We start from the raw sequence: 25,090 nt of genomic DNA, 5'->3' as shown, positions 1-25,090 counted from the left end.
TTTCGAATCGGACAGGTCTCACTCATCCGCTTCACCTGTCCCGCGCAGGGCCTGCTTGATTGCCGGTCCCCAGAGCGAGTATGAGCTGCGTATTCCGCGTACCGAAGGCGGGCGGCAGTCAGGCTCTCTGACCCGTTCGGCCCGCCCAAGGCCTCATCGGCATTCAGGTCATCCTGCCCGTCGTCTTCCCAACCGCACTCCGGGCAGATCTCCCACGCGCACCAGGCGTCAAGAGTCAAGAGGTGGCAACACGGGCAAGCGTAGGGCCCTCCTCCTGGGGGGACATGCTTCTCGCAACTCGCGTGGCATCATCACACGAGGAGCGTGCCGGCCTCCAACGTGATCACAACCGGAGGCAAGCTCTAGTGTCCAGCTCCGTAGATGGCGATCTTGCTTTGTCCGCAGAATTGGCCTGGGAATCTGTCATAGAAATGGACCGTACTCCGGTGCCACTGGGTGCGTAGCGTTGCACGCATGAGTACGAACGAAGCACACGGAAGCCCGCAGTGCCTCCCAAAGCGCACGCGCCGTCTGGACTGGGCGAAACTCGCTCCGGAGGCCTCAGGCGTGATCCGCCTGGACACGGCACCGTGATGGTCTCCCTATGGCTCACGGGCTTCATCCCCGGGCGCAGCATCGTTCCCTACGTGGGGGATCAAATGGCCTGGCGGGTCTTGGGCGGCGTGCGGTTTCCGTCGATCGGCTACGCGGCGATCGTGCCCGCGCCCTGCTGCAGCCCGCGTCCGTCTTTCTCGCAGAGGCTGGCGGAATGACGGTCATCATGCTGGCGGCCGGGTTTTACATGGCTCATGCCCGCGGTGTGCGCCTGGTGCCGTAAGTCATCGGACTGTCCGTGGCCCTGGTGATCGCTCTTTCTGGGGCTCTGCTGCCGGGCTCGATCAACCCCGCCCGCCAGTTCGGTCCTGCCGCATTCGCTGGGCAGACCACCGATCTGCGGATCCGACTGACGCGTGAGGTGCGGGTGAGAGCAAGCGGGGAGTCACCGGACGGCCGTGTTGCTGCCGTCGGTGCCAGCCGACGGCCCGTTGGCTGCGCCCAGGCTCCGAGAGGGGTCCCGCTGGAGCAGGTCTGACGGTCGAGACGACCGGCGCAGCCACCGTCGGGGGCAGTGTGAATGGGCTGTGGCCTGCCGTGCCTGGTAGCTCGATCACTTCTGCCCTGGACCTATCCATCCACCAGACAGCCGAGCAGTTGGGGGACCGCATCGCCGGGGGGACACAGAAGGGAAGAGCAATGGGCAGTTCCGCAGAGACAGCAGTCTCCGAGGCTCAGACGGCCCTGGAGACAGTCTGCCCAGCGATAGCCCTGCTCGATGCGCGGGGGACGGTGATCGGATGGTCGCAGGCCGCTCAGCGGCTCGTGGGCTACTCGGCCGCCGAGGTGGTGGGGCGGTCCGCCGGTGTCCTGTTGGTGGCCGCTGACGACCGAGCAAAGGCTGCACAAGCCGCACAAGAGAGCACCTCCCGGAGCTGCTGGTCCGACCTGGTGCAGGTGCGCCACCGGGACGGCCGCAGCATCGACGTGCGCCTGCGCGTGTCATCGCTGTCCGGGCAGGACGGCCGGGAGCGGTGGGTGGTCTGCGCGACCGACAAGGCCTTGCTTCCCGCGTGGCCGGCCGAGGCCATGGTGGCGGAGCCGCTCCTCGCTACGCTGCCGCTGCCGAGCCGCCTGCCGATCGGTGTCGTCGTACGGGACACGCACCTGCGCTGCATCCGGGTCAACGACACCCAGGGCTCCAAGGACGGCATCCCACTCCCCGAGCGGCTGGGCCGCACGCTGACGGAGGCGGCGCCCGGGACGGGGTCCGAAACGCTGGAGGCAGTGATGCACCAGGTACTGGAGAGCGGGGAACCGGCGATGGACGTGGACTACCAGGCCTTGCTGCCGGCGAATGTGCGAAGCAACCGCCTATTGACGGCGTCCTTCTTCCGCCTCGACGACGCGCAGGGTCGCGCGCTGGGCGTGTGCAGTGTGAGCGTGGACGTCACCGACAGCCGGCGTGCGCGAGAGCGTCTGGCAATCCTCGGCGAGGCCAGCAGGCGCATCGGTACCACTTTGGACGTGATGCAGACCGCGCAGGAACTGGCCGACCTCGCCGTGCCGTTCCTCGCGGACTACGCCACCGTCGACCTGGCGGAGTCCGTCCAACACGGCGAGAAGCCCTTGGCCCATCTCGGCCCACAGGACGGCCGCATCCCCGTCTTCCGCCGCGCGGGCCTGGCCTCGATCCACCCGGGAACGCCGGAGTCCCTGTTCGCTCGCGGAGAGCCGGTCTTCGTCCCGCCCATTTCGCCCTTCACCGGTGTCCTGCGCTCCGGAAACTCCCACTTCGAGCCGGTCCTGGACAAGTCTCCGGGCACATGGCTGGACCACCTCGGCGCGGCGTGGGCGGAGAAGATCCGCGAGCACGCCATGCACTCGTTGATGGTCGTCCCGATCCACGCCCGGGGCGCGGTACTGGGCGTGGCGGTCTTCGTGCGGACGGAGGACCCCAGGCCGTTCGAGGAGGACGACCTGCTCTTGGCCGAGGAACTCGTCAGCTGGGCAGCGCTGGCCCTGGACAACGCCCGCCAATACGTGCGCGAACGCTCCGCGGTTCTCGCCCTGCAGCGCCTGCTGCACCCCCACCGCCCCACGGGCGGCTCCGCCGCGGATGTGGCCTGGCGCTACCTGCCGGCCGACAGCCACCACGGCATCGGGGGTGACTGGTTCGACGTGATCCCCCTCTCCGGCGCCCGCGTCGCCCTGGTCGTCGGCGACGTGGTGGGACACGGCATCAACGCGGCGGCGAAGATGGGCCAACTCCGCACCGCCATGAACACCCTCGCGGACATGGACATGCCTCCCGACGAAGTACTGTCCCGCCTCGACGAGCAGGTCATCCGCCTCACCGAGGCGGAAGACCCCCGGCACCCGGCCACCACCACGATGGCCGCCACGTGCCTGTATGCCGTCTACGACCCGGTCACCCGTACCTGCACCATGGCACGGGCCGGCCACCCCCCGCCCGCGGTCATCGACCCGTACGGCCACGTCACCTTCCCCGACCTGCCCGCCGGAGCACCGCTCGGCCTCGGACTGGTCCCCTTCGAGACCGTAACTTTGGAACTCGCCGAAGGAAGCGTGCTCGCCCTCTACACCGACGGTCTGATCGAGGCCCGCGACCAGGACCTCAACGCCGGCATGAACCGTTTGAGCGCGGCCCTCGCACGGCCCGACCTCACATTGGACGATCTGTGCTCCTCGACGGTGGACACACTGCGGGCCAACCCGCCGAGCGACGATGTCACTCTGCTTCTCGCACGGACCCGCTCGCTGAGCGCAGACCAGGTTGCCTCTTGGCAGTTCCCCAGCGACCCCGCCGTCGTCAGCCGTGCCCGAACGCTCGCTGCCCGGCAGCTGACCCAGTGGGGACTGGAACACCTGGCCGAGTCCACAGAGCTGATCATCAGCGAACTGTTCACCAACGCCATCACCCACGGCAACGGCGACTGCAACAGCGACCGCACGATCGGCCTACGCCTCATTCGGCACGAGATGCTGACCTGCGAAGTCTCCGACGCCAGCCACAGCCACCCGCTTGTGCGACACCCCCGCTCCACCGACGAACACGGCCGCGGCCTCTTCCTCGTCACTCAACTGTCCCGCCGATGGGGAACCCGCCACATCCCCGACGGCAAAATCATCTGGGCTGATCAGCAACTGCCAGCCGGTGCGTGAAACCACTTACCCGCCCAGCTCAAGCGCTTGGAGGCCAGTGCCTGTACCCCGCGTGCCGACGGACCATCGGCCATGCCGGCCGTATCGGCCCGGTGCTGGCCGCCGTCGCATGTCGGAGTACCTGCGAGAAGCAACGACACGACGGTAGAGATCCACTGACGTGATTGATAGATGCACTCTTCGGAAAGCCAGACAGAGGAACAGTCATGCAAGCGATCACCGCATCAGACCGCGACGCCGGCGTCAGCGGGCTGACTCTGACCGACCTGCCGTACCCCCATGCCGCCGAGAACGACGTCATCGTGCGGGTGCATGCCGCGGGATTCACCCGTGGAGAGCTCGACTGGCCCGGAACGTGGTCTGATCGCGCCGGCCGCGACCGCACGCCGAGCGTCCCCGGGCACGAGGTCTCGGGTGTCGTGGCGGAGCTTGGATACGGAACCACCGGACTCACTGTCGGCCAGCGGGTCTTCGGACTGACCGACTGGGCCCGCAACGGCTCGCTGGCCGAGTACGTCGCCGTGGAGGCCCGCAACCTCGCCCCGCTTCCCGCGGATGTCGACCACGCGGTGGCGGCCGCGCTGCCGATCTCTGGACTGACCGCCTGGCAGGGCCTGTTCGACCACGCACGGATCATGACCGGCCAGACCGTCCTGATCCACGGCGCCGCGGGTGGCGTCGGTTCGATCGCGGTGCAGCTCGCGCTGGGGGCGGGAGCCCGGGTGATCGGCACCGGTCGGTCCGCCGACCGGGACGCCGTCCTCGCTCTGGGCACGCATACGTTCCTGGATCTCGAGGCTGGCCGGCTGGAGGACGCCGGCGAGGTCGACGTGGTGTTCGACGTGATCGGGGGTGACATCCTCGACCGCTCGGCTGCGCTCGTACGCGCCGGCGGCACGATCGCCCAGCCGCCCACCGGCCGGCCCAAGGACGGGCGGGCGCTGTTCTTCGTCGTGGAACCCGACCGCGCGCGTCTCGCGGACCTTGCGCAGCGGGTCCGGGACGGGCGGCTCGACGTACGGGTCGGCGCGGTCCGCCCGTTGGCCGAGGCAGCCGCCGCCTTCGCCCCTGAGCGGCGCGTCACCGGCAGGACGATCATCCGGGTCGCCGATGATCCCCAGTGATCACAGAGCGTCGTAACTCCGTGATCATCGAGAAGATGTTCAGCGGGTCTGACAGCACCCCGGTGCACTCCTTGCCCGACAGAGGGGACCGGGTCCGAGCTCCGACTTCGGGCGGCCGCGCGGTGACGGCCGGGTCCGCCGACTCAGGAAGCCCGGCAGGTCCCGTTGCCGAAAGGGGTACGGGCGAACCAGGTCCGCGCCTCGTCGGCGGACAGGACGCAGGTCAGCTCGGCCGTACCCGGGAGCAGCGGGAAGAACCGGTCGGCGTACCAACTGCGTTGATACATCGGTTCGTCCAGCCCGAGCAGGCGTCCTCCCTCCACTACGACGATGTCGCCGGGCAGCTCCTCGTTCGTGCCGTATCGCGTCCTCCGCCAACTCCTCGAACCGGGAAGGGGGCAGCAGGCCCGAGAGTTTCGCTGTTGCGCTTGTTCCTCGAGGCCCTCGCACCCCACTCCCTATCGATCAGCGTGGTAAGACGCCGAGGTCTGGCGCCGCTACTACTGTCGAACCGAGAAGTCCGTACAGGCGGGGACTGGATACAGAGAGGCGCCGGATGAAGGCGATTGTGGTGACGGATCAGGCCGCGGGAACCGCCGGGATGACGCTGGCGGAGCGCCCCGAGCCGCAGGCAGCGCTGAACGATGTCGTCGTTCAGGTTCATGCGTCGGGATTCACTCCGGGTGAGCTGACGTGGCCCTCGACCTGGACCGATCGCTTCGGCCGCGACCGGACGCCGTCGATTCCCGGGCAGGAGCTGGCCGGATTGGTCACCGCTCTCGGCTATGGCACGACGGGGCTGTCGGTGGGGCAGCGGGTGTTCGGCCTCGCGGACGGGCATCGGGGCGGCACCCTGGCGGAGTATGTGGCGATTGAGGTGCGTAACCTCGCGCCGCTGCCGGCCGACGTTGACTTCACGGTGGGCGCGAGCCTGCCGATGCCGGGCCTGACCGCATGGCAGGGACTGTTCGAGCACGGCCGCCTTCAGGCGGGGCAGAGTGTCCTTGTGCACGGCGCTGCCGGCGCAGTCGGGTCGATGGTGACGCAGCTCGCACGAGAGGCCGGCGCCTACGTCATCGGCACCGGACGTACCGCCGATCGGGAGACGGCGCTTGACTTCGGCGCGAGGGAGTTCGTCGATCTCGAGAATGACGCCCTGGAAGACGTCGACAAAGTCGATCTGGTGTTCGATGTCATCGGCGGAGAGATCGGAAATCGGTCCGCAGGCGTGATCCGTGCCGGAGGAACGCTGGTGTCCATCGCCGGGCCGCCTGAGGTGCGTCCCGCGGACGGCCTGGCGATCGATTTCGTTGTCGTGCCGGATCGTGCCCAACTGGGTGAGGTCGTCCAGCGGGTGCGGGACGGACGGCTGCGGACGAACATCGGCAAAGTCTCGACCCTCGATGACGCGGTTGCGGCCTTCAACCCGACCGAGCGGATCATTGGGAAGACGATCATCAGTGTTCGTCCGTGAGCGACGCGCGCGCATCGATGCACGCCGCCCTCCGGCGCTGACCAGATCGGCCGGCTGTGTCCTATCGCCTGTCGGCGTGCACTCCTGAATCCAGCGGACAATAGCGCTCAGGGCCGCCAGCGCGGAGGACCGAGAACGACCTTCTTCCGGTGACAGCGGCCGATATCGGAGCTCGTGGCCGATCTTTACGCCCCGATCGGCCAGTGCCTGACGATGTTGCAGACTGAGGATTACAGGACCGGTGGTGCGGCCGACGCACTACCGCGCCGCACAAGACGTGTCGAGAAATCCGAAAGACGGCCTGGAATATGCACCCGGCTGGAACGCTGGATTCAAGTGCCGTCTGCATCGTGATACGCATGCGCGTTACATCCCACGCTGTCCGGGCGAGCCGGTTGAGGGACCGGCCTGGAGTACGTCGAGGTTGATGATCGCATCGCTCCGCGATTGCTGCACGCAATGATTCCGCCACAGCGGTAATCCCCCTACAGGTAGCGTGCTGCCGGCTGGTGTCTTGCTTTGCGCCCTGTCCCATGCCACAGCTGGTGGGCGCGACCTGCTCTGCGGCGGATAGTGTTGTTGAAGGAAGACGAGGTCATATCGCTCGACGATGGGTAGTGAGCGGCAAATGGACGCCTCGGACGAACTTCTTCGGATGGCTACACCGTCGGCTCTTTTGACCCTGGACGGTGTCATCCGCTTCCTCAATGCTGCGCTGGCAGCTCAACTGGGCAGGCCGTGGGAACAGTGCGTGGGTCATGGTTTCGTTGATCTACTCCCCGAGGACCAGCGCATCTCGGCTGAGGGCTTGCTGAGGCACGGGGCCACGACGAAGGGGCTTGCGATGCGTGTGCTGGAATTTCCCGGCACGAGCACCGCATCTGTGGTCTGCCTCGTCGAGGCGCGACCGGTGACGGATCCCTCGAGCGGCGAGCGGCTTGTGTGGGTGCATTCGTTGGACGCGGGACACGACCTCGGCGGTCTGCTGATCCCATTCCAGCTTGCGGCGAAGGCTGCCGACCTCGGTCTCTGCATGTGTTCCCCCGATGAGCACCAGGTGGAGTGGCTGGGCGGTGCACCCGCCCTGGCCGCGCTCTTCCCGCAAGCGTCGGTGCCCCGGTCCAAGATGATCAGGCAAGTGCACCCTGATGATCGGAAGGACGTGCAGCGGCTTGTGCGCTCGTCCGCCGCCCAGTCCCCATGGATCAGGTCGCGGTTCCTCACCGAGCACGATGGCTGGCGTGTTCTCGCAGGCCAGGTCCGCCGGATCCAGTTGGGATACGGCGGCCCCGAACGGGTTTTTGCGGTGATCCGCGACGACACCCAGTCGGAGACACACCGCCAAGAGACGCTGGCCGAGGTGAGCGCGGAGCGGGAGCGCGCCGACGGGATCACCGCGTTCTCCTCAGCCCTGTTCAGCGCTGCCACCGAGCAGGAACTGCAGCAGGTGGTCCTGGCCCGGCTCGCCGCGGCCGTCGGAGGTTCCGGCGCCCTCTTCGCACTCGTCGACGACGGTCGCTTGCGGGTCTCCTCGGATGCCGGGATCCCCACGTGGGAGGTTGATGCTCTGCTCGGCCTGTCGCTGGAGGAGGATCGGCCGTTGCCCTACGTGATCCGTACCGGTCAGGCACAGTTCTTCCGTAACCACGAGGAGCTTGCTCGCCGGTGGCTGCGCGATGACAGTCTGCCCCTGCCGAGCCCCGCGCCCGGCACCGCCTTGTCGATCACCCCTCTCAGCCCGGTGGGCGACCGGCCGCTCGGGGCCTGGGTGGTGTCGTACGACGGTGAGCACCCTCCTTCCCCAGAAAAGCTCGCCTTCATAACGACTCTGGCCGAATTGGCAGGCCAGGCACTGCGGGCCATCAGGTTGCAACAAGCCCACGTCGAGCTGTCCATGGCGCTCCAAGAGAGCATGCTCCCGACGCTGCCGGAGCACCTCCCAGGCCTGGAGATCGCCGCCCGCTATCAGCCTAGTCGGGATGGGTTGGATATCGGCGGAGACTGGTATGACGCGTTCTTGCTCCCCGATGGTGCGGTCGCCCTGGAAATCGGCGACGCTCAAGGGCACGACGTGGATGCCGCGGCTTTCATGGGCCAGGTGCGCTCGTCCATGCGCGCGATCGCCGCCCACGAGCCTGACCCGGGAACGGTGCTGACGCGTACCAACGAGTTGCTCGTCGCGATGGACGCGCCACGGTTCGCAAGCTGCACCATGCTGCACCTCGATCCGCATGACGGACAGGTCATCGGCACCAGCGCAGGCCATGTGCCACTGCTCCACGCGCGCGACGACGGCAGCCACACCATTCGCACACTTCCCGCCGGGCCGCTCCTGGGAATCGTGCCTGGCGCCGCCTACCCCGAGGAGACCTTCACTTTGGAAGAGGGCACCGCGCTGGTCATGGTCACCGATGGTGTGGTCGAAGGGCCGCACCTGACCCTGGACGCCGGACTGGAGCGAGCGGGAGCGCTGGCCGGTCGAGCCCTCCAGGACCGGCTCGGCGTCGAGGCGACCGCAGACCGAATACTCGACGCGGTGACCGCGGTGGGCCACCTCGACGACGTGGCCGTGCTGGTCATGCGACGCACATGAGACTCGATGTGTCTCCCGGGCAGGGAAGCCGCCCTCCGCCCCTCATTCACCGGCGCAGCGTCAGCCCAGGGGAGACCCCAACTGCTGCCGGCACGCGGCGGCGAAGTCGCCCTCGACCGTGACCCGGTCTCCCCGGCCCTCGACTACCAGCAGCAGGGTGTCGCCATGGACCAGGGCTACGTCCCGGTCGACGAGTACATGCGGACGAACGTCCCGGACCCTCTCCGCTGTCAGAGACCTGGTCCCCACGCCCCAGCTCACGCACGTCGGCTTCGCCGACGCCGCGTGAAGGGCCTGTCCGGGACCGGCTCGGACGCGAGGAGAGCATTCCCGCCGCAGCTCCTCGCTACGGCCGGTCCTGTGCCCCTGGCCGGCCAGGAGGGGCGGGAACCGCCGGAGGCATGGCTTCTCCCTGGCACTGGTCGGCCCGGGCCGACCACTGCCAGGGAGGCCCGGGAGGATGACTCCGGATCGAATGGGTCGGACGCCGGAGGACGAGTAACGGAAAAGGACCTTGAGGTCCCTTCTGAATCCTGCTACCGTTCGCATCGGTAACCTGGTCAATGTGGCGGAACAGGCGCGCGATAAAAGCGATTCCCGGCTGACTGAGCGAGGGCGGGCGACTCGAGAGCGCATTTTGAGGGCCGCCGCCGACATGATGTACGTCAAGGGCGTGTCTTCCACGACGCTCGACGAGGTCAGGGCGGCCAGCGGAACGAGCAAATCCCAGCTCTACCGCCACTACCCCGACAAGGATGCACTTGTGCGGGACGTTGTCGCGTTGCAGGCTGCAGAACTGCTCGAACGTCAGCACCAGCTACTGCAGAGGCTCAACTCCATCCGTGGGCTGGAGCGCTGGCGGGACGCACTGATCGAACACAACGCGCTCCGAAACGGAGCGTACGGCTGTCCGCTCGGCTCGCTTGCAAGCGAGCTGGCCGATCAGGACGAAGAGGCGCGCAAGGCGATCGCCCGGCACTTCGACTCCTGGGAGGGACTGCTCGATGCCGGGCTCGAGCGGATGAAGGACTCTGGAGTCCTCCGCGCCGACGCGGACGCCGGAGAGCTCGCCACCGGCCTCATGGCCGCCCTCCAAGGCGGCTACCTCCTTGCGCAGACGGCCCAGGACGTCAAACCCATGAGGATCGCCCTTGACATGGCGATCGGCCATGTCAAGGCCTATGTCGTGGCCGCCGAGGACGTCAATCCGCCGGAGGGGAGCGCGGGAGGGCGCTAAGCCGTCGGGGGCGAGGCCGAGAAGTCCCGGTGTGGCGCCACGGGCGGTTGTGTCGCCGTCTCCGTACCGGACTGGACTTTACCGCCCTCCCGGCGGGCGCAGGCGGGAGGGTTGGCGGCGGGAGGGCGCGGTCGTCCGCACGTTGTTTGCCCGCATGTGGCCCCAGCCGCCGACCAAGAGCGGCGGCCCCCTGATGAAAGGCAGGTTTCCTCCCCAAGAGGGGACTATTTGGTCCTGAAAATTGGCCCGATCCGCGGTAGGTTCGGGGGAGATGGTCCCTTACGGACAGCCAGGCAGCCAAGCCTCACGGGGATCTCCAGGGCGGTAAGCACTATGCACGTGGGCGTCCAGTTCTCAGTGCTCGGCCCAGTCCGGCTGCACAGACAGGGGGGCGAGGCCGAAGCCGGTCAGCCGAGTCAGTGCGCCGTGCTCGCTTCGCTGTTGCTCAAGGCAGGCAAGCCTGTAAGTCCCTCGAAACTGGTGGAGGACGCGTGGGGCGACGATGCCCCACCGTCGGCCGTAGGCTCCGTGCGCACGTACGTCTGCAGGCTCAGGCGAGCAAAGGCTCGACACGTCTGACAGGCGGCGCCCAGGTGCTCGCCTGGCCGTTCGACGCGAAGTGGCCCGGTCTTTTGCTCAGAAAATGGTCCACACGTGTGGGCGGACACGCGCATACGCTCGGGGCATGACCAGCGCGGATTTGGCCGCCTGCGTCGCGCCGCCCGCGTAACTGTCTCTGTATCCCGTCGGCTTCCGTCACTATTGCCGGCGTGCGGGCGCCGCCGTTCGTGGCGGCCGTGCGGGACGCCACCTTGGGCTTTGGCCGGGCGGTCAGGGCACTCGGATCGACAGAGGAGTTGATCACCTTGGACGGACAGGAGCTGCAGAAGATCGCGGGCGACTGCACTGTGGAACTGCCTGGCGCCGACCTGGAGCATCGTTTCGGCCCCGACTGGGGGGTCTACAAGGTGCGCGGCAAGGTCTTCATGCTCATGACCGACATGCCGGGGCGCCCCGTCGTGATCCTGAAAGCTGATCCGGACGACGCCGCAGCCCTGCGTGAGCAGTACGCAGACATTACCCCCGGCTATCACATGAACAAGAGGCACTGGATCACGGTGGAAGGCGGGGGCACCATCGACGAGAAGCTGGTGAAGGAGCTCGTGATCGACTCCTATCGTCTCGTGGTCGGCCGGCTTCCCAAGTCCGAGCAGCCCGTGGATCCGCACACCTACGGCCGCCGCGCCTGACCTTCGTCATGCCCATCAGCGGCGAGAAGCTCCAGGACAGTGCGCGCGACACAGCGCCGGCGATGCCCGGGGTCAGCCACGGGCGCCCGTTCGCCGAGCAGTTGGACGTCTACAAGGTGGCGGGCAAGGTCCTCCTGATCGTCACGGACGACCCGGACGAACGCATCGTCACCCTCAAGGAAGAACCGGAGTACGGGCGGCTGCTGCAGCACGAACACCTATCGATTACCCCGGGCCTACCAACCAAGCCTTCGTTACCCGGCACTTGGCGGAGTCGTCGTCCCGTTGTTTCGGGGGGTTGTAGTCGGTGTCCGGGGCGGTTCAGAAGGAGACGTTCTCGGCATGTGGCAGACGGGCCGGGCCGGAAGGCCGGCAACAGATGCCGGTGGTGTGAACCGCGGTGGCGAACTGGCCGTCGTAACGTCGCTCCTTGTCTGTGACCGCCTGATAGCAGGTGCCGAAGTCGGTGTGCATGGTCCGCCGTGTTCTTGGGTCGAGCAGGCATGCCGAACAGGCCTCAAGAGGCAGCAGCCGCCTGAGAAGTGGGTCGTGGATCGTGGAACGAACGCGCTCGTGGAGCTGCGAACGTGGGCTCAGCTGCGCGCGAAGGATTCGATGTGGTCCAGGGCCATGTCCAGCGCGACAGCCATCGGCTCGGAGCTATGAGCGTTCTGTGCAAGCACGTAACCCCCCTGCAGAGCAGCCAGCAGACCAGTACCCAAACGTTGTGGGTCCGCGTCCTCGGCGAGTACGCCGAGGACGCGGAGTCGGGTCAGCGTTTCGACGAGCATCCACCGCCAGGCATCGAATGATGCGTTGAGCGCTTGGCGGGACTGCTCATCGTTGTCGGACAGCTCAATCGACATCGCGCCCAGCGCACAGCCGTAGGAGCCGTCCTGTAGTGAGTTGGCCTGGACCAGGGCGTCACGCCAGCGGCGCAGACCGGTGAGGGTCTTCACGCCGCGCAGACGCTGTTCCTCGCGGGCGAGGACGAACTTCGACTGCACGTCGATCACGGCGTGGATCAGCGCGAGTTTGTCCTCGAAGTGGTTGTACAACTGCGACTTACTCGTGCCGCTCGCCAGCCGGACGTCATCGAGCGTGGTGGCGTTGACGCCCCTGACATAAAACAGCTTGGCCGCCGAATCAACGATCCGTGAACGGGTCTCCAGGCCGCGTGGCGTGCGTCGAGTAACGCTGGTTCCGGGCACGGTGTCTCCCTCGGGCATGTTACTCACTCGTGCTGCTCGGCAGCCGTGTGCGTCACGACCGCAGTGGCCTCGATCTCCAAGCGGAGACCGGGCCGGATCAGTTGTGGCACCACTGCGAGCACATAGGCCGGTCGGTGAGAGATGACGTCCTTGCGAACCTTCACGTAGGTGTCGATGTCGTCGCGATCCGTGAGCCGGGACCGGACCTGGACGATGTAGCTCAGTTGGGCGCCCGCGCACCGCAGCACCTCGCACACGTTGTCCGAGGCTTGCGCGGCCTCCTCGGCCTCCTCGGCGAAATGCTCCGGCAGTGTCCCGTCCGGCCGCAATCCCGGGGTGCCGGACAGGACGACCTGCGTGGCGCCGGCCGGGATCGCGACCGCTTCGGAGTAGGTGCCGATGTGGCGCGACACCCTGGCGTCGATGAACTGTGTTGCGGCGGTCATATCAGCGAAAACCCCCTCGTTGGCGGACGCGAGATGGAGGCGGCAGGCAGATCCGAGAGATCTCGCCTTCGTCCCTCTAGAGTGGACTAAATCGTCCATCAGATCAACCGATCAGGCCCGAGCCGGACTGGCTCGAGGCGGCTTGAACTCGTTCGTGCCGACCAGTCGAAGTGGCTCACGGTGCAGCCTTACTGTGCCATTGAGCTGCGGATTTATGGCCCGATGCGACGTTGACCCGCTTGCATCCAGTGCGGCGGACTCAGCCGGACCGGGGGAGGGGTTGCGTTGAAGTTTCTGGTCTGTATAGTCCTTCTTAGGCGGTGCCCGGGTGGAGAAGAGATCCGGAACTCGGTGCCGACGGAGTCGCCCCTAGCAATGCAGGCGCTCGGCGCAACCGACGCCACCGGCCAGGTTGCCGCCCGCCCAGCTAAGGCCTGCGGCCGAGCTCTGAAGCACTACGAGCCCGACCCGGGCTCGATGACTACTACTCACACCCCGACCGGAGGTCGATTCGCCATGTCACGACTGAACGTTCCCCCTCGAGAGGATGTGCCCGCCGGCGCGCAGCAGATACTCGACAACGTTGGTGCACAGCTCGGTTTCGTCCCGAACATGTTCAAGACCATCGCGTCGAACCCGACCGTTCTTGAGGTCGTCACGACTCTGCAAGGCACCCTGAGCCGGGTTCTCGATGCGAAGACGCGGCACAGCATCGCGCTGGCCGTGTCGCAAGCCAACGGCTGCAGTTACTGCCTGGCGATGCACACCTACGTCGCGACCGAATTCGGCGGCATGTCAGGCGAAGACATCGAGCTCGGCCGCGCCGGGAGCTCGGTCGATCCCAAACGCGCCGCGGCCGCTCGCTTCGCCCAACGGGTGGTCGACAGCCGCGGGCGGGTCAGCGACGCCGAGCTCGCGGGTGTGCGAGGCGCCGGGTACACCGACCCGCAGATCCTGGCGATCGTCGCGGTGACGGTGCAATTCCTGCTCACCAACTTCATCAACAACGTCAACCAGTCCGACGTCGACATCCCCGCCGCCGGCTCGGTCGGTACGTCGGGCTGACCGCTCGACCCCCTCGTACCGGGCCGCGTACGCGGCCGGTACCCCTCTCGCCGATCCGGTGATCTTTCAAGAAGGGGCTTCACATGCCGAGTTCTGAGCTCTACGAGAAATTCATGGCGTTGCACACCCGCGACGGCGGGTTCGTCATGCCGAACGCATGGGACGGCCTCTCGGCGCTGATGCTGGCTGATGCCGGCTTCGAGGCGATCGCGACATCGTCGGCGGCGCTCGCTGGCACACTTGGCAGGTCCGACGGGCGTCACGAAGTCACCCGCGACGAGCACCTCGAGCATGCGCGGCTGCTCGGCCGACTCACCGGGCTGCCCGTGAACGGAGACTTCGAGGACGGTTACGGCGACACGCCTGAAGACGTCGCCGCGACCGTTGAGGCCACCGTGGCGTCCGGCCTGGCCGGTATCGGGATCGAGGACACCTCGGGCAATCCCGATCAACCGATCCGCGACTTCGACGAGGCAGTCAATCGCGTACGCAGCGCCGTCAACGCGGCCAGGGGACGCATCGTCGTCACTGGTCGGACCGACAACTTCATCCAAGGGCGGCCCGATCTCGATGACACCATCCGGCGTCTGACGGCCTTCGCCGAGGCCGGCGCGGATGTGCTCTACGCGCCGTTCCCGCCCGACCGCGACGCGCTCGTCGCGATCGTGACCGCGGTCGCGCCGACACCGGTCAACGTCCTGGTGTCGCCGGCGGACAAGGTGCTGACCGTCCCGGAGCTGCAAAAGATCGGGGTCAAGCGGATCAGCGTGGGTCCGATGCTCTACGCGAACGCGATGGGGGCCCTCGAACACGCCACCAAGGCGCTCGTCGCGGGCGACCTCGCCTCGGCGACGACAGGCATGAGTTTCGAGCGTATTGATGAACTGCTTGCCCGCGGCAAGAACTAGCCCAAAACCTGCGAACCACCGCTCCTCATCTACTGATTGCAAGAAGAAGGCGGATTGACATGAACCTCGACAAGCTCATGAACAAGCATCTCACCAGGTATTTCGACTCCAGCAAGACCATCCCGGAGGAAACCCTTCAGCAGCTGCTGAGGTTCCTGCGTTCCACGCCGACGTCGGTGAACATCCAGCCGAACCACTTCTACGTCCTCGCCACGCCCGAAGGCAAAGAGCGGCTCGCCAACAACCTGGGCGAGCGGTTCCAGGACAACGCCGAGAAGATCCTGAACGCGTCGCACACCGTCATCCTCACCACCCGGGCAGATGTGCCGGACAGCCACCTCGAGGCGGTGTTCACGAAGGAGAGGGCCGACGGCCGGTTCCCTGACCCGTCAAAGCAGGAGCTGTGGGAGTCGATGACCCGGGACTTCCTCAACCTGCGCAACTACGGCTACAAGGACCTGAGCCACTGGATGGAGAAGCAGACCTACATGGCGGTGGGCCTGACCATGATGGCGGCCGCCGAACTCGGCGTCGAGGCCACGCCGCTGGAGGGGTTCGACCCGACCAGTGTCGACAAGGCGTTCAAGATCCGCGAGACCGGACACAGCACGACCGTGCTGCTGGCCCTCGGCTACCCCGACCTCGCGAGGGTGTACACCAGCCCGATCTCGCGATTCGACGCCGACCAGCTGTTCACCTTCATCTAAACACCACCCGGAAACCAAAAACCCACCACGCATACGAGGAAGAGGAAGGGGACAATCTCAATGTCAGGCTCGATACTGGACGTGACAACGGTGATCAACCTGGCTCGCCGAGGCGGAACGCTCCGGCAGACATTTTCACCTGAGGTGGTCCCCCGGGAGGCCTCGTTCGCCGCCTCGGCCGCGCCGATCCTCACCTGATCGAAAGACCGCAACCTTGCACGTCGGCACCGCGTCCACAGCGCCGGCAGTGAACCCCGAAACACACAGAGAAAGAACAAGAAAGTGAACGACAGCAAGCTGTGCAGCGAAGATCCACGCATCGGAATAAGAAAGACCAACAAGCTCATCGCGCTCATCACGGCTGTGGTGGCTCTCCTGGTGGGCTCCGTGGCTTTGAGCTCTGGAGCATGGGGCGAGAGTCGCGAGCACGGCTCAGTGGCGGCGGAGCCTACGTCGTCTTACCCGCAGTCGCAACCACCCGCTGGCTTTCAGTCCAAGTTCGCGGAAGTAAATGGCTTTCGCATGCACTATGTGCGGGGTGGCAAAGGTTCACCTGTGGTAATGATCCACGGGTTCCCCGAGGATTGGAGCGAGTGGCGGCAGGAGATGGGCCCGCTCTCCAAGAAGCACACCGTGATCGTCGTCGACCTGCGTGGTGCCGGCCAGTCCCAGGTCACCGAGAGTGGTTACGACGCGGCGCAGTTGGCGAAGGACGTGCATCAGCTACTGACGCAGCTGAAGCTCAACAACGGCGTGCAGGTTGTCGCCCACGATATTGGTATGTGGGTCGCCTACGGCTATGCGGCGCAGTTCCGTCCGGAAGTGCGGAGCATGGCTGTGATGGAAGCTCCCATCCCGGATAAGAGCATCTACAGCTACCCCGCGCTCAACGCCGACCCGAACAAGCCCTCGCCGTGGCACTTTGGCCTGTTCCAGCTGCCCCTCGCTGAAAAGCTCATTGCTGGTCACGAACGCGTCCTCGTCCACGACATGATGCTCGAGTACGTCGCGGGCGACAAGTCGCCGTTCACGCCGTCGGACTTTGACTACTACGCCCACTTCCTGAAGGAGCCCGGCCGCGCGACGGCCTGGATGAATGTGTACCGTGGGCTTCGCACAGACGTTCAGCAGAACAAGGTATTCCTTGCGCAGGGCAAGTTGAAGATGCCTATCCTCGCGGTCGGTGGCCAGCTTTCCTTCGGTCCAGGGGTCCCCAACCAGTGGCATGAATACGCCGCGAACGTCCAGGGAGTAGTCCTGAAGAATACGGGCCACTTCGTGAACGAGGAGAGGCCGAAGGAAGTGACGGCTCTGCTGAGCTCCTTCCTGCAGAAGTAGCTTTCACCGTCAAGGGATGAGCAACGATCCCTACAGACGGCGGGGAGTATCTCCGTAGAACCGATCCGCGACTTCGACGAGGCAGTCAATCGCGTACGTAGCGCCGTCAACCCGGCCAGGAGACGCATCGTCGTCACTGGCCGGACCGACAACTTCATCCAGGGCGGCCCGATCTCGATGACACCATCCGGCGTCTGACGGCCTTCGCCGAGGCCGGCGCGGATGTGCTCTACGCGCCGTTCCCGCCCGACCGCGACGCGCTCGTCGCGATCGTGACCGCGGTCGCGCCGACCCCGGTCAACGTCCTGGCGTCGCCGGGGGACAAGGTGCTGACCGTCCCGGAGCTGCAAAAGATCGGGGTCAAGCGGATCAGCGTGGGTCCGATGCTCTCAACGAGCGCCGCCTACTGAACCTGCTGACACCCACCGAGACCACAACACTCGAAACGCTGCTCACGACCTGGCTCTCACGTATGGCACAGGCCGACCCGGCAGTAACTGACCAGACGCCTATCCGAGCCGCGACCTGCTGGACGGTATGACGCAGCTTGGCAACACGGGTGCTCGTCCCGTGCATCGCGTCCACTTTCGGATGAGGAGAACCCACTTCATGCCCAGCCCCACGGTCTTCCGGTCAGCTGCCGCCGCCCCGGGCGACCAAGGACTGCTCCTCGGCCGCGCCTTCCCCGACCAGATCCGGCGGACCTGGGAGTTCTACGACGAACTCTTCGCTACCGCCGGGGCGGCTCGCCAAGACGTCACCGAGTGGGGCGAGGAGGCCTTGGAGCACATCAGCGCGCTGGCCCCCGACCTAGCCGCCGGGATCGACGGCATCGCCCACGGTTCCGGCCTGCCGCCGCATCAGATCGCCGCGCTCAATGCCCGCACGGAGATCCTCGGCCGACTCGGGCAGCAGCACCCGGAGTGCTCGACCGTCGTCCACACCCCGGCCGACGGCGGCCCGCCGGTCACCAGCCAGACCTGGGACTGGCACGATGGCATGCGCGATAACTGGTTCGTGTGGACCGTCGAGCACCCAGACGGCCGGGTGGTGCGCACGCTCACCGAATACGGCATCGTCGGCAAGATCGGAGTCAACTCCCGCGGACTCGGCCTCCACTTCAACATCCTCGGCCACCGCTCCGACCAGTCCCCCGAACACCACGGCCCATGGCTCCCCGTCCACGTCCTGGCCCGCCTGGTACTCGACCGCTGCGCGACCCTCGACGAGGCGAAGGCACTGGCCACGGGCACCCCGGTCGCGGCCTCTTCCGCGCTCACCCTGTGCGACTACGAGGAAGGCCGCGCCCGCGCCGCCACCGTCGAAGTCAGCCCGGCCGGTCGCGCCCTGATCCAGCCCGGCGACGACGGCTACCTGCTCCACACCAATCACTTCCTCGCCCCGAACCTGTCCCCCGGAGAGACCATCGGAACGCAGGACCCCGACACCTACCACCGCTTCGAGGCCCTGCAGAAACACACCCGCCCGCTGGATGCCCCGGACCGCGGCGCCCTGCTGCAGGCCCTCACTGTCCACCGCGCCGAGGGCGCGGCCCTGTGCTGCCACGCGGCCCCGAGCGCGCCACTCGGCCAGCGCTGGGAAACCCTGGCCACCGTGTCCCTCGACGTCACTACAGGCCACCTCGCCGTCCACCCCGGCGGCCCCTGCACCGCCCAGGCCTGGCTGCTTAGCTTCGACACCAGTGCGGCTGAGACCACGAGCGACCTCTAAAAGGAGATCTTGAGGTCGACACTGGTGCCTGCTTTGGGTTTCCGGCCCGTATTTCTTGGTCGGTCGGACTGAGTGAGAGGACAAAGATCTACTGTGAAAGCATGCGGAGTGTCCGGGGCCGAGAAGGAAGTCGCCCTGCTGGAGTTGCCCGAACCGTCATCTCCCGGGCCCGGTCAGATCCTGGTGGAGGTAGAGGCGGCCGGGGTCGGCCCGTGGGACCAACTGCTGAACGGCGCCGGCTGGGACGTGGGACTGCGCCCCCCGGCGGCGCTGGGAGTGGAGGGCGCGGGCAAGGTGCTGGCCGTCGGCGCGGGTGTCACCGGGTTTGCCGTGGGCGACCGGGTGCTCGCCCACGAGGCCCCGCTGCCCGGCGGAAGCGGCTTCTGGGCCGAACGCGTTCTGATCAACGCGGATCACGCGGCAGCCTGCCCACCCGGGCTGGACGCCGTGCACGCGGCGGCGCTGCCGGTCAACGGTCTCACCGCGTGGCAGGCCCTGGAGAAGCTGGACCTCAGCCGAGGACAGCGGCTCCTGATCACCAACGGAGGCGGGGCCACCGGAGCCCTGGCCATCCAGCTCGCCGCGGCCAAGGGCATCGAGGTGACCGCGACCGCGTCTGCTGCCGCCGCAGAGCGCCTGCTCGGTCTGGGAGCGATGGAGGTCGTCGACTACCACGACCCGAACTGGTCGACCAAGGTACGCGGCGGGTTCGACGCCGCCCTCACCATCGCCACCGGCACGGCGGACGCCGCCCTGCCTTTGGTGCGGGACGGCGGACGACTGTGCTCCCTGACCTCGGACGCGCCTGCGGAGGAACGAGGCATCACGAGTTGGGACCTCTACGTCGAGCCCAACGCCGCGCAGCTTGTCCAGCTGGCGGAGCAGGCCGCCGCGGGAACCTTGAAACTCGCACCGCAACCCCTGCCGCTGAGCGAGGGACCGGCTGCGTTCGCCCGGGTGGTTACCGGACGGGCCGGCGGTAAGAAGATCGTGCTCACCCGAGCGTGACCCGACCGGGCACCCCCCGATCCCGATGCTGGGCGGGGGTGCCCACCAGGCGCGATCGAGGAGTCGTCAGGCTGAGATATGAAGGTTCGCCAAGCCGCAGCCGGTGGAGCCGGTTGCCAGGTCTCGGCGACGGCCCAAAACGGGCTCACTGACGGCGCTTGGGTTCTACGGCCTGTTCGCCTGTTTCCAAAGTGCTGGTCACAGCCATGCGTAGCGAAAGCACTGGTGCCAGCGCACCGGTTTCGACAAGCTGCGACACATGGACTGGACGCCCCTGCTCTCGACACTGACCGGTGCCGTCATCGGCATTGCAGCCACTCTGATCGCCGACCGCAACCGGTGGCGGCGGGAGGAAGCCAGGCATGCTCTGGAAGTACGGCGCGAGGTCTACACGGAGTATGTTTCCGCCCTCAAAGCCGCGGGCGAGGAGATACGGGCCGTTGCCCTGGGCGACCACATGTCCGAGTCGGCACGCGACGCGGCGGTGCGGGAAGCCGTGCGCGGTACCGGCATCTACACGGCGAGCGAACGCCTCTGGCTCGTGGGCCCCCCGCAGGTCGTGGAAGCGGGGAACGAGGCGTTCCACCGCCTGCGCGCGATCCGCGACGCCTATGCCAGTGGAGTGGCTGTCGGCTCCGCCGACGACGCGCCCCTGATAGAGCGGCGACGCAAGGCTATGGCGCAGATGCGTCGCCTCATGCGTGAGGACCTGGGCATCGGACCCCTCGGAATCGAGTGATGTGTCACCAGGCCTGAGCTCGTCCCAACCTCGCCCGCGCCGCCGGCCGCCCGCTGGACGACACGCCCTGGGGCGACCACGCCACCGTCTGCGACCCGCCCCCGCCGCGACCGGTGACGGATTCCGGTTTGCGAGGACGTGCGCTGGAACAGATCAGCGCCGTCGCCGACGGGCTGGAGCGTGCTGCCACCGCCGGGTCGGTACCTGGCCTGGTTGCTGCGCTCGAGCAGGTGGTGACCGAAGCCTGTGCGGATCTCGGGTTTCGGTTGTTCCTCCGGGCGATGAAGGCCTACTTTGTTGCGATCGACGGGGACCGCTGCGAAGCCTTCATCACTCTCGGTGAGGTCTTCGGCTACCCGGAGTTCCTCGTGGATGACAACCTCAACGTCGGTTAGGGGCCCGCACCAGGCCCGCCACCTAGAACCGCGGAGCATCACGGGACCGCTGCACCCTGGTGGTGCGGCGGTCCTTCGCGTTCTAGCACGGACCCGTAAGGCTGTGGCTCCACTTCGCGGAAATCGCCGTGGAGCAGTCCGACCGGTCGAAGGCCGCTCAACTGGGTCAGGACGTCAGTCGTCCTCGGCGGCCGCGCCCAGGAGACGCAGGTGCTGAACCTCTCCGACGCCGAAGCCCGGGAGTGGGCGAAGTCCGGCATCCACGCCAGCGGCGAGGCCAGTCCACCCCTGCCCAAGCCGACCACACCCGAACCCGCGCCCGTACTGCCCGCCCCCAGTACGTTGATCTCCCCGGCACCGGCCGCCGACATCACTCGGCTTATACCTCGAAGACCGACACAGCGACAGGGAGCATCTGTTCGAGGACCAGGCAAGTCCCAGCGTGTGGCCCTCCCTGAATCACGGCATCACGCGAGAGTCAACGCCGGGCTCGCGTGGCCATGAGCCGTCCGTCGGTCGAGAGCGATGGGTTCGCGATGACGGGCAGATGGTGTCCGGTAAACATCTCCGTGCAGAGCTCGACACGATTACCGACACCAATCTTGGCGAACACCTTGCGCATGTGGTCGTTGACCGTCTGCTCTTGAATGTGCAGGGAGGTTGCGATCTCGGCGTACGTGCGCCCCAGGATCACCAACTGCGCGATCTGGCGCTCCCGGGGTGACAACCCGTAGCCGTTGAGACGAGAGCGCCAGGGACGCGGGCTGGCTCGGCGTTATGGATGCGAAGATTGCCTCTTCGCCTGCCGGAGCATCAGGCCAAGCGCTGATGGTGAGCCAACGCCCGGTGCTGAGGCGGACGCGCGCGGACACTGGCTGCCCGGAAAGGCTGTGACGCGCGCGGCTGAACACCGCTGTGAGAGTGTGGGTGGTCGACGCGCTTGGATCGCGGTGCCGTTCAGAGATCTGCGAGACCAGTACTCTGCTATCCGGCTGGCGTAGGTGATTTGCCCATCCGGACGGGCCATGACCAGGCCGGGGGCGTCCGGAACCTCAGTGAGCGGTGTGCATCGTGAAGTCGCAGGTCACGGGTCTGGTGTGAATGGCGAGTTGGGCACTCGTGTCGGTCGGCGGACGATGACCATGGCGTAGATCATCGGGCGGGTCCGGCTTCGGCGGGATGCCGGGTTCGGCTGCGCCCATGACCGGCCCGCCTACGATCCGTCAGCAGGTCGGCACGCCGTGAGAACGCGGGAGGGTGCGGGGGATGCAGGAGCGGCAGTGGATCACCGCCCGCCGGAGCGAACTGGACGCCCTCGCTGAGAAGTTGGCCAAGCAGCTCCAGGAGGTCCAGGCCGAGCGGGATGAACTGGCGATCGCGCAGCAGGTGTTGAGCCGCCTGGCCGACAACACGCCGAACTCCGACGGGTATCCGACCGATCTGGTCTTACCCGATGGCTGGCGGGGTCCGGCCGGAGGGATGTCGGCCATACATCAGATGCCTCACATGCCCGGGATGAACGGCATGGACTCCATGGGCGACCCGAGCTTGACCGGCAGGGCGGGGATGCGCGACCCGCGAGCGGTGGTGACCAGGCTGACCCGGGACTACACGTTCCCGAATGACCAGCGGCCGACGATGCTCTGGTACCACGATCACCGGATGGACTTCACCGCACCTTCGACCTGGCGGGGACTGGCAGGGCTGCACTTCGTGCGCGACGACGCGGAAGAGGCGCTCGGCCTGCCCGCCGGTCCGCGTGAGCTTCCGCTTACGATCGCCGACCGCGCGTTCGACGGTTACGGCGACCTTCGTTACCCCGCCGTCGACCCCACCCTGCGGGACCCGCCCGGAGTCCGCGAGCCCTTCCTCGCCGGAGTCCTCGGCGACGTGATCCTGGTCAACGGGGCACCTGGCCCGTGCACGAGGTCGACGCCGCCCGGTACCGCTGCGCGTCCTGAACGCCTCCAACGCCAGGCACTATGAGGTCGAAGCCGTCACCGACGACGGACGCCGGCTCGGCTACCTCTTCCATTGCCACAACGCGGAACACGAAGACATGGGAATGATGGCCAACCTCGGGATCAGCTGACCCGTCGGCGTCCGCTCGACGGGAGCTGTAGACCGTTGCTGAGGATGAAGAGCCGGCGTTCTACGGTCCCGTCGATCCCCACCCGTCGTTGGCGAATCGCCATGAGGTGCGTGTTGACCCGCTGGCCGTCCCAGAACAGCGCCTGCTGCTTTGTCCCTTCCTACTGATGAGACCCCAAACGCCATCCAGCGAACAGGAGACGCCATGACCACCCCGATCCCGACACCGCTGTTCACCGACCCCGCGCCCGCGCAGCGCCTGGAGCGAGCGGCCGCCGCGCTGACGGAACACCGCTTCGCCGTTGAGATTCTCGATGACGTCCCCGCCGCGCGAGCCCGCATCCAAGACTTGATCCCCGCGGGCGCCTCCGTATTCACCGGTGCCAGCGAGACGCTTCGCCTGTCCGGCATCGATGACGACATCAACACCAGCGGGCGGTACGACTCCGTCAAGGCACGCGGGGTGTGCATGGACCGGGCCACCCAACGGAATGACATCTGGCGGGCGCTGTCGGTCCCCGACTTCATCGTGGGCAGCGTCGCTGCGGTCACCGAAACCGGTTCCCCGGTGGCTGGCTCCGCCAGCGTAAGCCAACTGCCTGGCTACGCCGGCGGCGCCGCCCGCGCGATCTGGGTCGTCGGGGCGTAGAAGATCGTTCCCGACCTGCCCGCCGCGCTGCGCCGCGTCGAAGAGCACTGCCTCCCGCAGAACGGGCTGGGAAACCTCGAGGCTTCCCAGCCTGCTGGCGGCGTGACCGTGGCACAGGCCAGGCGCCGACCCCTGCGGTGTAGCGGGCGGCGACGTCCTGCCAGTTGACGAGGTCCCACGGTTCGGTGACGTAGTCGCGCCGGACGTTCTTGTACTGCAGGTAGTAGGCGTGCTCCCAGGCGTCGAAGACCAGCAGCGGGGCACTGCCGTGACCGACGTTGCCGCGGTGGTCGTAGACGTGCTCCACGATCAGCCGCCTGCCGAGCGGCTCCCAGGCAAACACGCCCCAGCCGGAGCCCTGCCCGCTCGAAGTAGCAACCGTGAGCTGCTTCTTGAACCGCTCGAAGGCGCCGAAGTGTCTGTCGATGGCGTCGGCGAGGGCGCCGTCGGGGCGGTCGCCGCCACACACGAAGCCGAGCAGGTCGATGCCCGGCCGTCCCAGTAGTGGCAGTTCCTGAACGGCGAGATCACGTCGGCGACCGGAAAGCTGTGGACCTCAGCCGGCTGGTGGACCGTGCTCCTAGTCCTCGCGCCAGGGCCGTACCGTCACCGTCCACGGGCACGGACCAGTTCCCGTCGAGCGGCACGTCGCCGCTCGACGACACCACCGACTACGGGTCCTGACGCAGTGAGCCGCTCCATATGGACTTGCTCAGCCCCGGTCAGCTGTTCAGCTTCATCCCGCACGAGAGTGCCGTTCACCCGGACTTGACGGCCCAGTTCAACCTGGACAAGTCTCCCGGCAGCCTTTGACAGTTAACCCACTCCCAGGGAGCAGCATCGCAGGCGGTCAGGTCCGATCGCGATGATCGCGCGTCCGTTGATCAACGCAGCCGTTCCGCCGGAGCGACCGCAGACTGTCCGTCGAGGGTTGCCGTGAGCATCGGGAGCAGCTTGATGAGTTCGCCGTGGTCGGCGAGGGCGTCAAGAAGCCGGGCCTGGTCCGTGCGGACGCGACGGGCGGCACGTCGGTGGAACGCGCTGCCGCGGGGCGTGAGATACAGCAGGACGCGGCGGCGGTCGGCGGGGTCGGGGCGGCGGTGAACCAGGTTGTCGGCGACCATGAGGTCGACGAGCTTGGTCAGGCTGGGTGCCGGCATCAGGGCCTGGTCGGCGATCTCGGTCATCGGGTGGCCCCGGCCGTCGGCGACGCTCGACAGGACGCGCCACTGCTCGACCGAGCAGCCCTCCTCGGCCAGCACGGCAGCCAGGCGCCGCACGAGGCGCCGTTCGGCGTGGCTGAGGAGATGAGCGAGGTCCGGCGACGATTCAGACGGCATTGCCGGTGTCCTTCCGATAGGTCTACTGTTTGGACAGATTACG

General features: G+C 67.0%; 25 protein-coding genes and 3 pseudogenes. 20 read left to right on the top strand and 8 right to left on the bottom strand.

Features of this window, described 5'->3' with window-relative positions; translation table 11 throughout:
* Positions 1–62: 62 nt before the first annotated feature.
* Positions 63–251: pseudogene (locus ACZ5NH_RS39425) on the bottom strand (CPCC family cysteine-rich protein); the annotation flags it as partial.
* Between the two features lie 1,003 nt (positions 252–1,254).
* Here ACZ5NH_RS39425 and ACZ5NH_RS39420 point away from each other — a divergent pair.
* Positions 1,255–3,741, top strand: coding sequence for a SpoIIE family protein phosphatase (locus tag ACZ5NH_RS39420; RefSeq protein ID WP_468782429.1), 2,487 nt, complete (start codon positions 1,255–1,257; stop codon positions 3,739–3,741).
* A gap of 206 nt (positions 3,742–3,947) precedes the next feature.
* Entirely contained in the window at positions 3,948–4,865 is a 918-nt protein-coding gene (locus tag ACZ5NH_RS39415; protein WP_468782427.1) for an NADP-dependent oxidoreductase, read from the top strand.
* 143 nt (positions 4,866–5,008) lie between these two features.
* Here ACZ5NH_RS39415 and ACZ5NH_RS39410 read toward each other — a convergent pair whose 3' ends face one another.
* The gene (locus ACZ5NH_RS39410) at positions 5,009–5,152 is read right to left on the bottom strand and encodes a hypothetical protein (protein WP_468782425.1); all 144 of its coding nucleotides are present in this window, start codon (positions 5,150–5,152) and stop codon (positions 5,009–5,011) included.
* A 269-nt stretch (positions 5,153–5,421) separates the two neighbouring features.
* Between ACZ5NH_RS39410 and ACZ5NH_RS39405 the strand changes: the two genes are divergently transcribed.
* The 6 genes and pseudogenes from ACZ5NH_RS39405 to ACZ5NH_RS39380 all read left to right on the top strand — a co-directional run bounded on the left by ACZ5NH_RS39405 (position 5,422) and on the right by ACZ5NH_RS39380 (position 11,419).
* Complete coding sequence (locus ACZ5NH_RS39405; RefSeq protein ID WP_468782423.1) at positions 5,422–6,339, top strand: NADP-dependent oxidoreductase; 918 nt, start codon at positions 5,422–5,424, stop codon at positions 6,337–6,339.
* Positions 6,340–6,967: 628 nt separating this feature from the next.
* Complete coding sequence (locus ACZ5NH_RS39400) at positions 6,968–8,932, top strand: SpoIIE family protein phosphatase (RefSeq protein ID WP_468782421.1); 1,965 nt, start codon at positions 6,968–6,970, stop codon at positions 8,930–8,932.
* Between the two features lie 105 nt (positions 8,933–9,037).
* A pseudogene (locus tag ACZ5NH_RS39395) lies at positions 9,038–9,212 on the top strand (FAD-dependent oxidoreductase); the annotation flags it as partial.
* Positions 9,213–9,497: 285 nt separating this feature from the next.
* The gene (locus ACZ5NH_RS39390; protein ID WP_468782419.1) at positions 9,498–10,169 is read left to right on the top strand and encodes a TetR/AcrR family transcriptional regulator; all 672 of its coding nucleotides are present in this window, start codon (positions 9,498–9,500) and stop codon (positions 10,167–10,169) included.
* A 333-nt stretch (positions 10,170–10,502) separates the two neighbouring features.
* Complete coding sequence (locus ACZ5NH_RS39385) at positions 10,503–10,748, top strand: AfsR/SARP family transcriptional regulator (protein WP_468782417.1); 246 nt, start codon at positions 10,503–10,505, stop codon at positions 10,746–10,748.
* 287 nt (positions 10,749–11,035) lie between these two features.
* Positions 11,036–11,419, top strand: coding sequence for an MmcQ/YjbR family DNA-binding protein (locus ACZ5NH_RS39380; protein WP_451009877.1), 384 nt, complete (start codon positions 11,036–11,038; stop codon positions 11,417–11,419).
* 321 nt (positions 11,420–11,740) lie between these two features.
* On the opposite strand, the gene ACZ5NH_RS39375 is transcribed toward ACZ5NH_RS39380, so the two are convergent.
* The 3 genes from ACZ5NH_RS39375 to ACZ5NH_RS39365 all read right to left on the bottom strand — a co-directional run bounded on the left by ACZ5NH_RS39375 (position 11,741) and on the right by ACZ5NH_RS39365 (position 13,076).
* Positions 11,741–11,893, bottom strand: a complete 153-nt coding sequence (locus ACZ5NH_RS39375; RefSeq protein WP_468782415.1) for an Ada metal-binding domain-containing protein — start codon at positions 11,891–11,893, stop codon at positions 11,741–11,743.
* 119 nt (positions 11,894–12,012) lie between these two features.
* The gene (locus ACZ5NH_RS39370) at positions 12,013–12,630 is read right to left on the bottom strand and encodes a TetR/AcrR family transcriptional regulator (RefSeq protein ID WP_468782413.1); all 618 of its coding nucleotides are present in this window, start codon (positions 12,628–12,630) and stop codon (positions 12,013–12,015) included.
* A gap of 23 nt (positions 12,631–12,653) precedes the next feature.
* Positions 12,654–13,076 (bottom strand): Rid family hydrolase, encoded by a 423-nt coding sequence (locus ACZ5NH_RS39365; RefSeq protein ID WP_468782411.1) that lies wholly within the window; start codon positions 13,074–13,076, stop codon positions 12,654–12,656.
* Between the two features lie 375 nt (positions 13,077–13,451).
* Here ACZ5NH_RS39365 and ACZ5NH_RS39360 point away from each other — a divergent pair, with 375 nt between their 5' ends.
* The 9 genes from ACZ5NH_RS39360 to ACZ5NH_RS39320 all read left to right on the top strand — a co-directional run bounded on the left by ACZ5NH_RS39360 (position 13,452) and on the right by ACZ5NH_RS39320 (position 20,967).
* Positions 13,452–14,141, top strand: coding sequence for a carboxymuconolactone decarboxylase family protein (locus tag ACZ5NH_RS39360; protein WP_468782409.1), 690 nt, complete (start codon positions 13,452–13,454; stop codon positions 14,139–14,141).
* 83 nt (positions 14,142–14,224) lie between these two features.
* Positions 14,225–15,049, top strand: a complete 825-nt coding sequence (locus ACZ5NH_RS39355) for an isocitrate lyase/PEP mutase family protein (protein ID WP_468782407.1) — start codon at positions 14,225–14,227, stop codon at positions 15,047–15,049.
* A 59-nt stretch (positions 15,050–15,108) separates the two neighbouring features.
* The gene (locus ACZ5NH_RS39350; protein WP_468782405.1) at positions 15,109–15,756 is read left to right on the top strand and encodes a nitroreductase family protein; all 648 of its coding nucleotides are present in this window, start codon (positions 15,109–15,111) and stop codon (positions 15,754–15,756) included.
* A 282-nt stretch (positions 15,757–16,038) separates the two neighbouring features.
* Complete coding sequence (locus ACZ5NH_RS39345; RefSeq protein ID WP_468782403.1) at positions 16,039–17,094, top strand: alpha/beta fold hydrolase; 1,056 nt, start codon at positions 16,039–16,041, stop codon at positions 17,092–17,094.
* 185 nt (positions 17,095–17,279) lie between these two features.
* Positions 17,280–17,504, top strand: coding sequence for an isocitrate lyase/phosphoenolpyruvate mutase family protein (locus tag ACZ5NH_RS39340; protein WP_468782463.1), 225 nt, complete (start codon positions 17,280–17,282; stop codon positions 17,502–17,504).
* A gap of 199 nt (positions 17,505–17,703) precedes the next feature.
* Positions 17,704–18,825, top strand: a complete 1,122-nt coding sequence (locus ACZ5NH_RS39335; RefSeq protein WP_468782401.1) for a C45 family autoproteolytic acyltransferase/hydolase — start codon at positions 17,704–17,706, stop codon at positions 18,823–18,825.
* 108 nt (positions 18,826–18,933) lie between these two features.
* Complete coding sequence (locus tag ACZ5NH_RS39330; RefSeq protein ID WP_468782399.1) at positions 18,934–19,833, top strand: NADP-dependent oxidoreductase; 900 nt, start codon at positions 18,934–18,936, stop codon at positions 19,831–19,833.
* Positions 19,834–20,092: 259 nt separating this feature from the next.
* Positions 20,093–20,572, top strand: coding sequence for a hypothetical protein (locus ACZ5NH_RS39325; protein WP_468782397.1), 480 nt, complete (start codon positions 20,093–20,095; stop codon positions 20,570–20,572).
* 113 nt (positions 20,573–20,685) lie between these two features.
* Entirely contained in the window at positions 20,686–20,967 is a 282-nt protein-coding gene (locus ACZ5NH_RS39320; RefSeq protein ID WP_468782395.1) for a hypothetical protein, read from the top strand.
* Positions 20,968–21,445: 478 nt separating this feature from the next.
* Here ACZ5NH_RS39320 and ACZ5NH_RS39315 read toward each other — a convergent pair whose 3' ends face one another.
* Entirely contained in the window at positions 21,446–21,694 is a 249-nt protein-coding gene (locus ACZ5NH_RS39315; protein WP_468782393.1) for a response regulator transcription factor, read from the bottom strand.
* A gap of 539 nt (positions 21,695–22,233) precedes the next feature.
* Here ACZ5NH_RS39315 and ACZ5NH_RS39310 point away from each other — a divergent pair.
* The 3 genes from ACZ5NH_RS39310 (at position 22,234) to ACZ5NH_RS39300 (ending at position 23,707) form a co-directional block, all read left to right on the top strand.
* Positions 22,234–22,953, top strand: coding sequence for a hypothetical protein (locus ACZ5NH_RS39310; protein ID WP_468782392.1), 720 nt, complete (start codon positions 22,234–22,236; stop codon positions 22,951–22,953).
* Entirely contained in the window at positions 22,880–23,059 is a 180-nt protein-coding gene (locus ACZ5NH_RS39305; protein WP_468782461.1) for a multicopper oxidase domain-containing protein, read from the top strand. Before ACZ5NH_RS39310 ends, ACZ5NH_RS39305 begins: the two co-directional genes overlap by 74 nt.
* Before the next feature lie 204 nt (positions 23,060–23,263).
* The gene (locus ACZ5NH_RS39300) at positions 23,264–23,707 is read left to right on the top strand and encodes an LUD domain-containing protein (protein ID WP_468782390.1); all 444 of its coding nucleotides are present in this window, start codon (positions 23,264–23,266) and stop codon (positions 23,705–23,707) included.
* A gap of 124 nt (positions 23,708–23,831) precedes the next feature.
* On the opposite strand, the pseudogene ACZ5NH_RS39295 reads toward ACZ5NH_RS39300, so the two are convergent.
* Positions 23,832–24,170 (bottom strand): annotated as a pseudogene (locus ACZ5NH_RS39295) (superoxide dismutase); the annotation flags it as partial.
* Between the two features lie 421 nt (positions 24,171–24,591).
* Positions 24,592–25,047: a MarR family winged helix-turn-helix transcriptional regulator gene (locus ACZ5NH_RS39290; RefSeq protein WP_388635125.1), complete on the bottom strand. Its 456-nt coding sequence runs from the start codon at positions 25,045–25,047 to the stop codon at positions 24,592–24,594.
* Positions 25,048–25,090: the final 43 nt, after the last annotated feature.

It is taken from the genome of Streptomyces sp. NPDC031426 (assembly GCF_055581585.1).
Note: the sequence above shows the minus strand (reverse complement) of the source record. Positions and strands in the feature narration are given on the sequence as shown.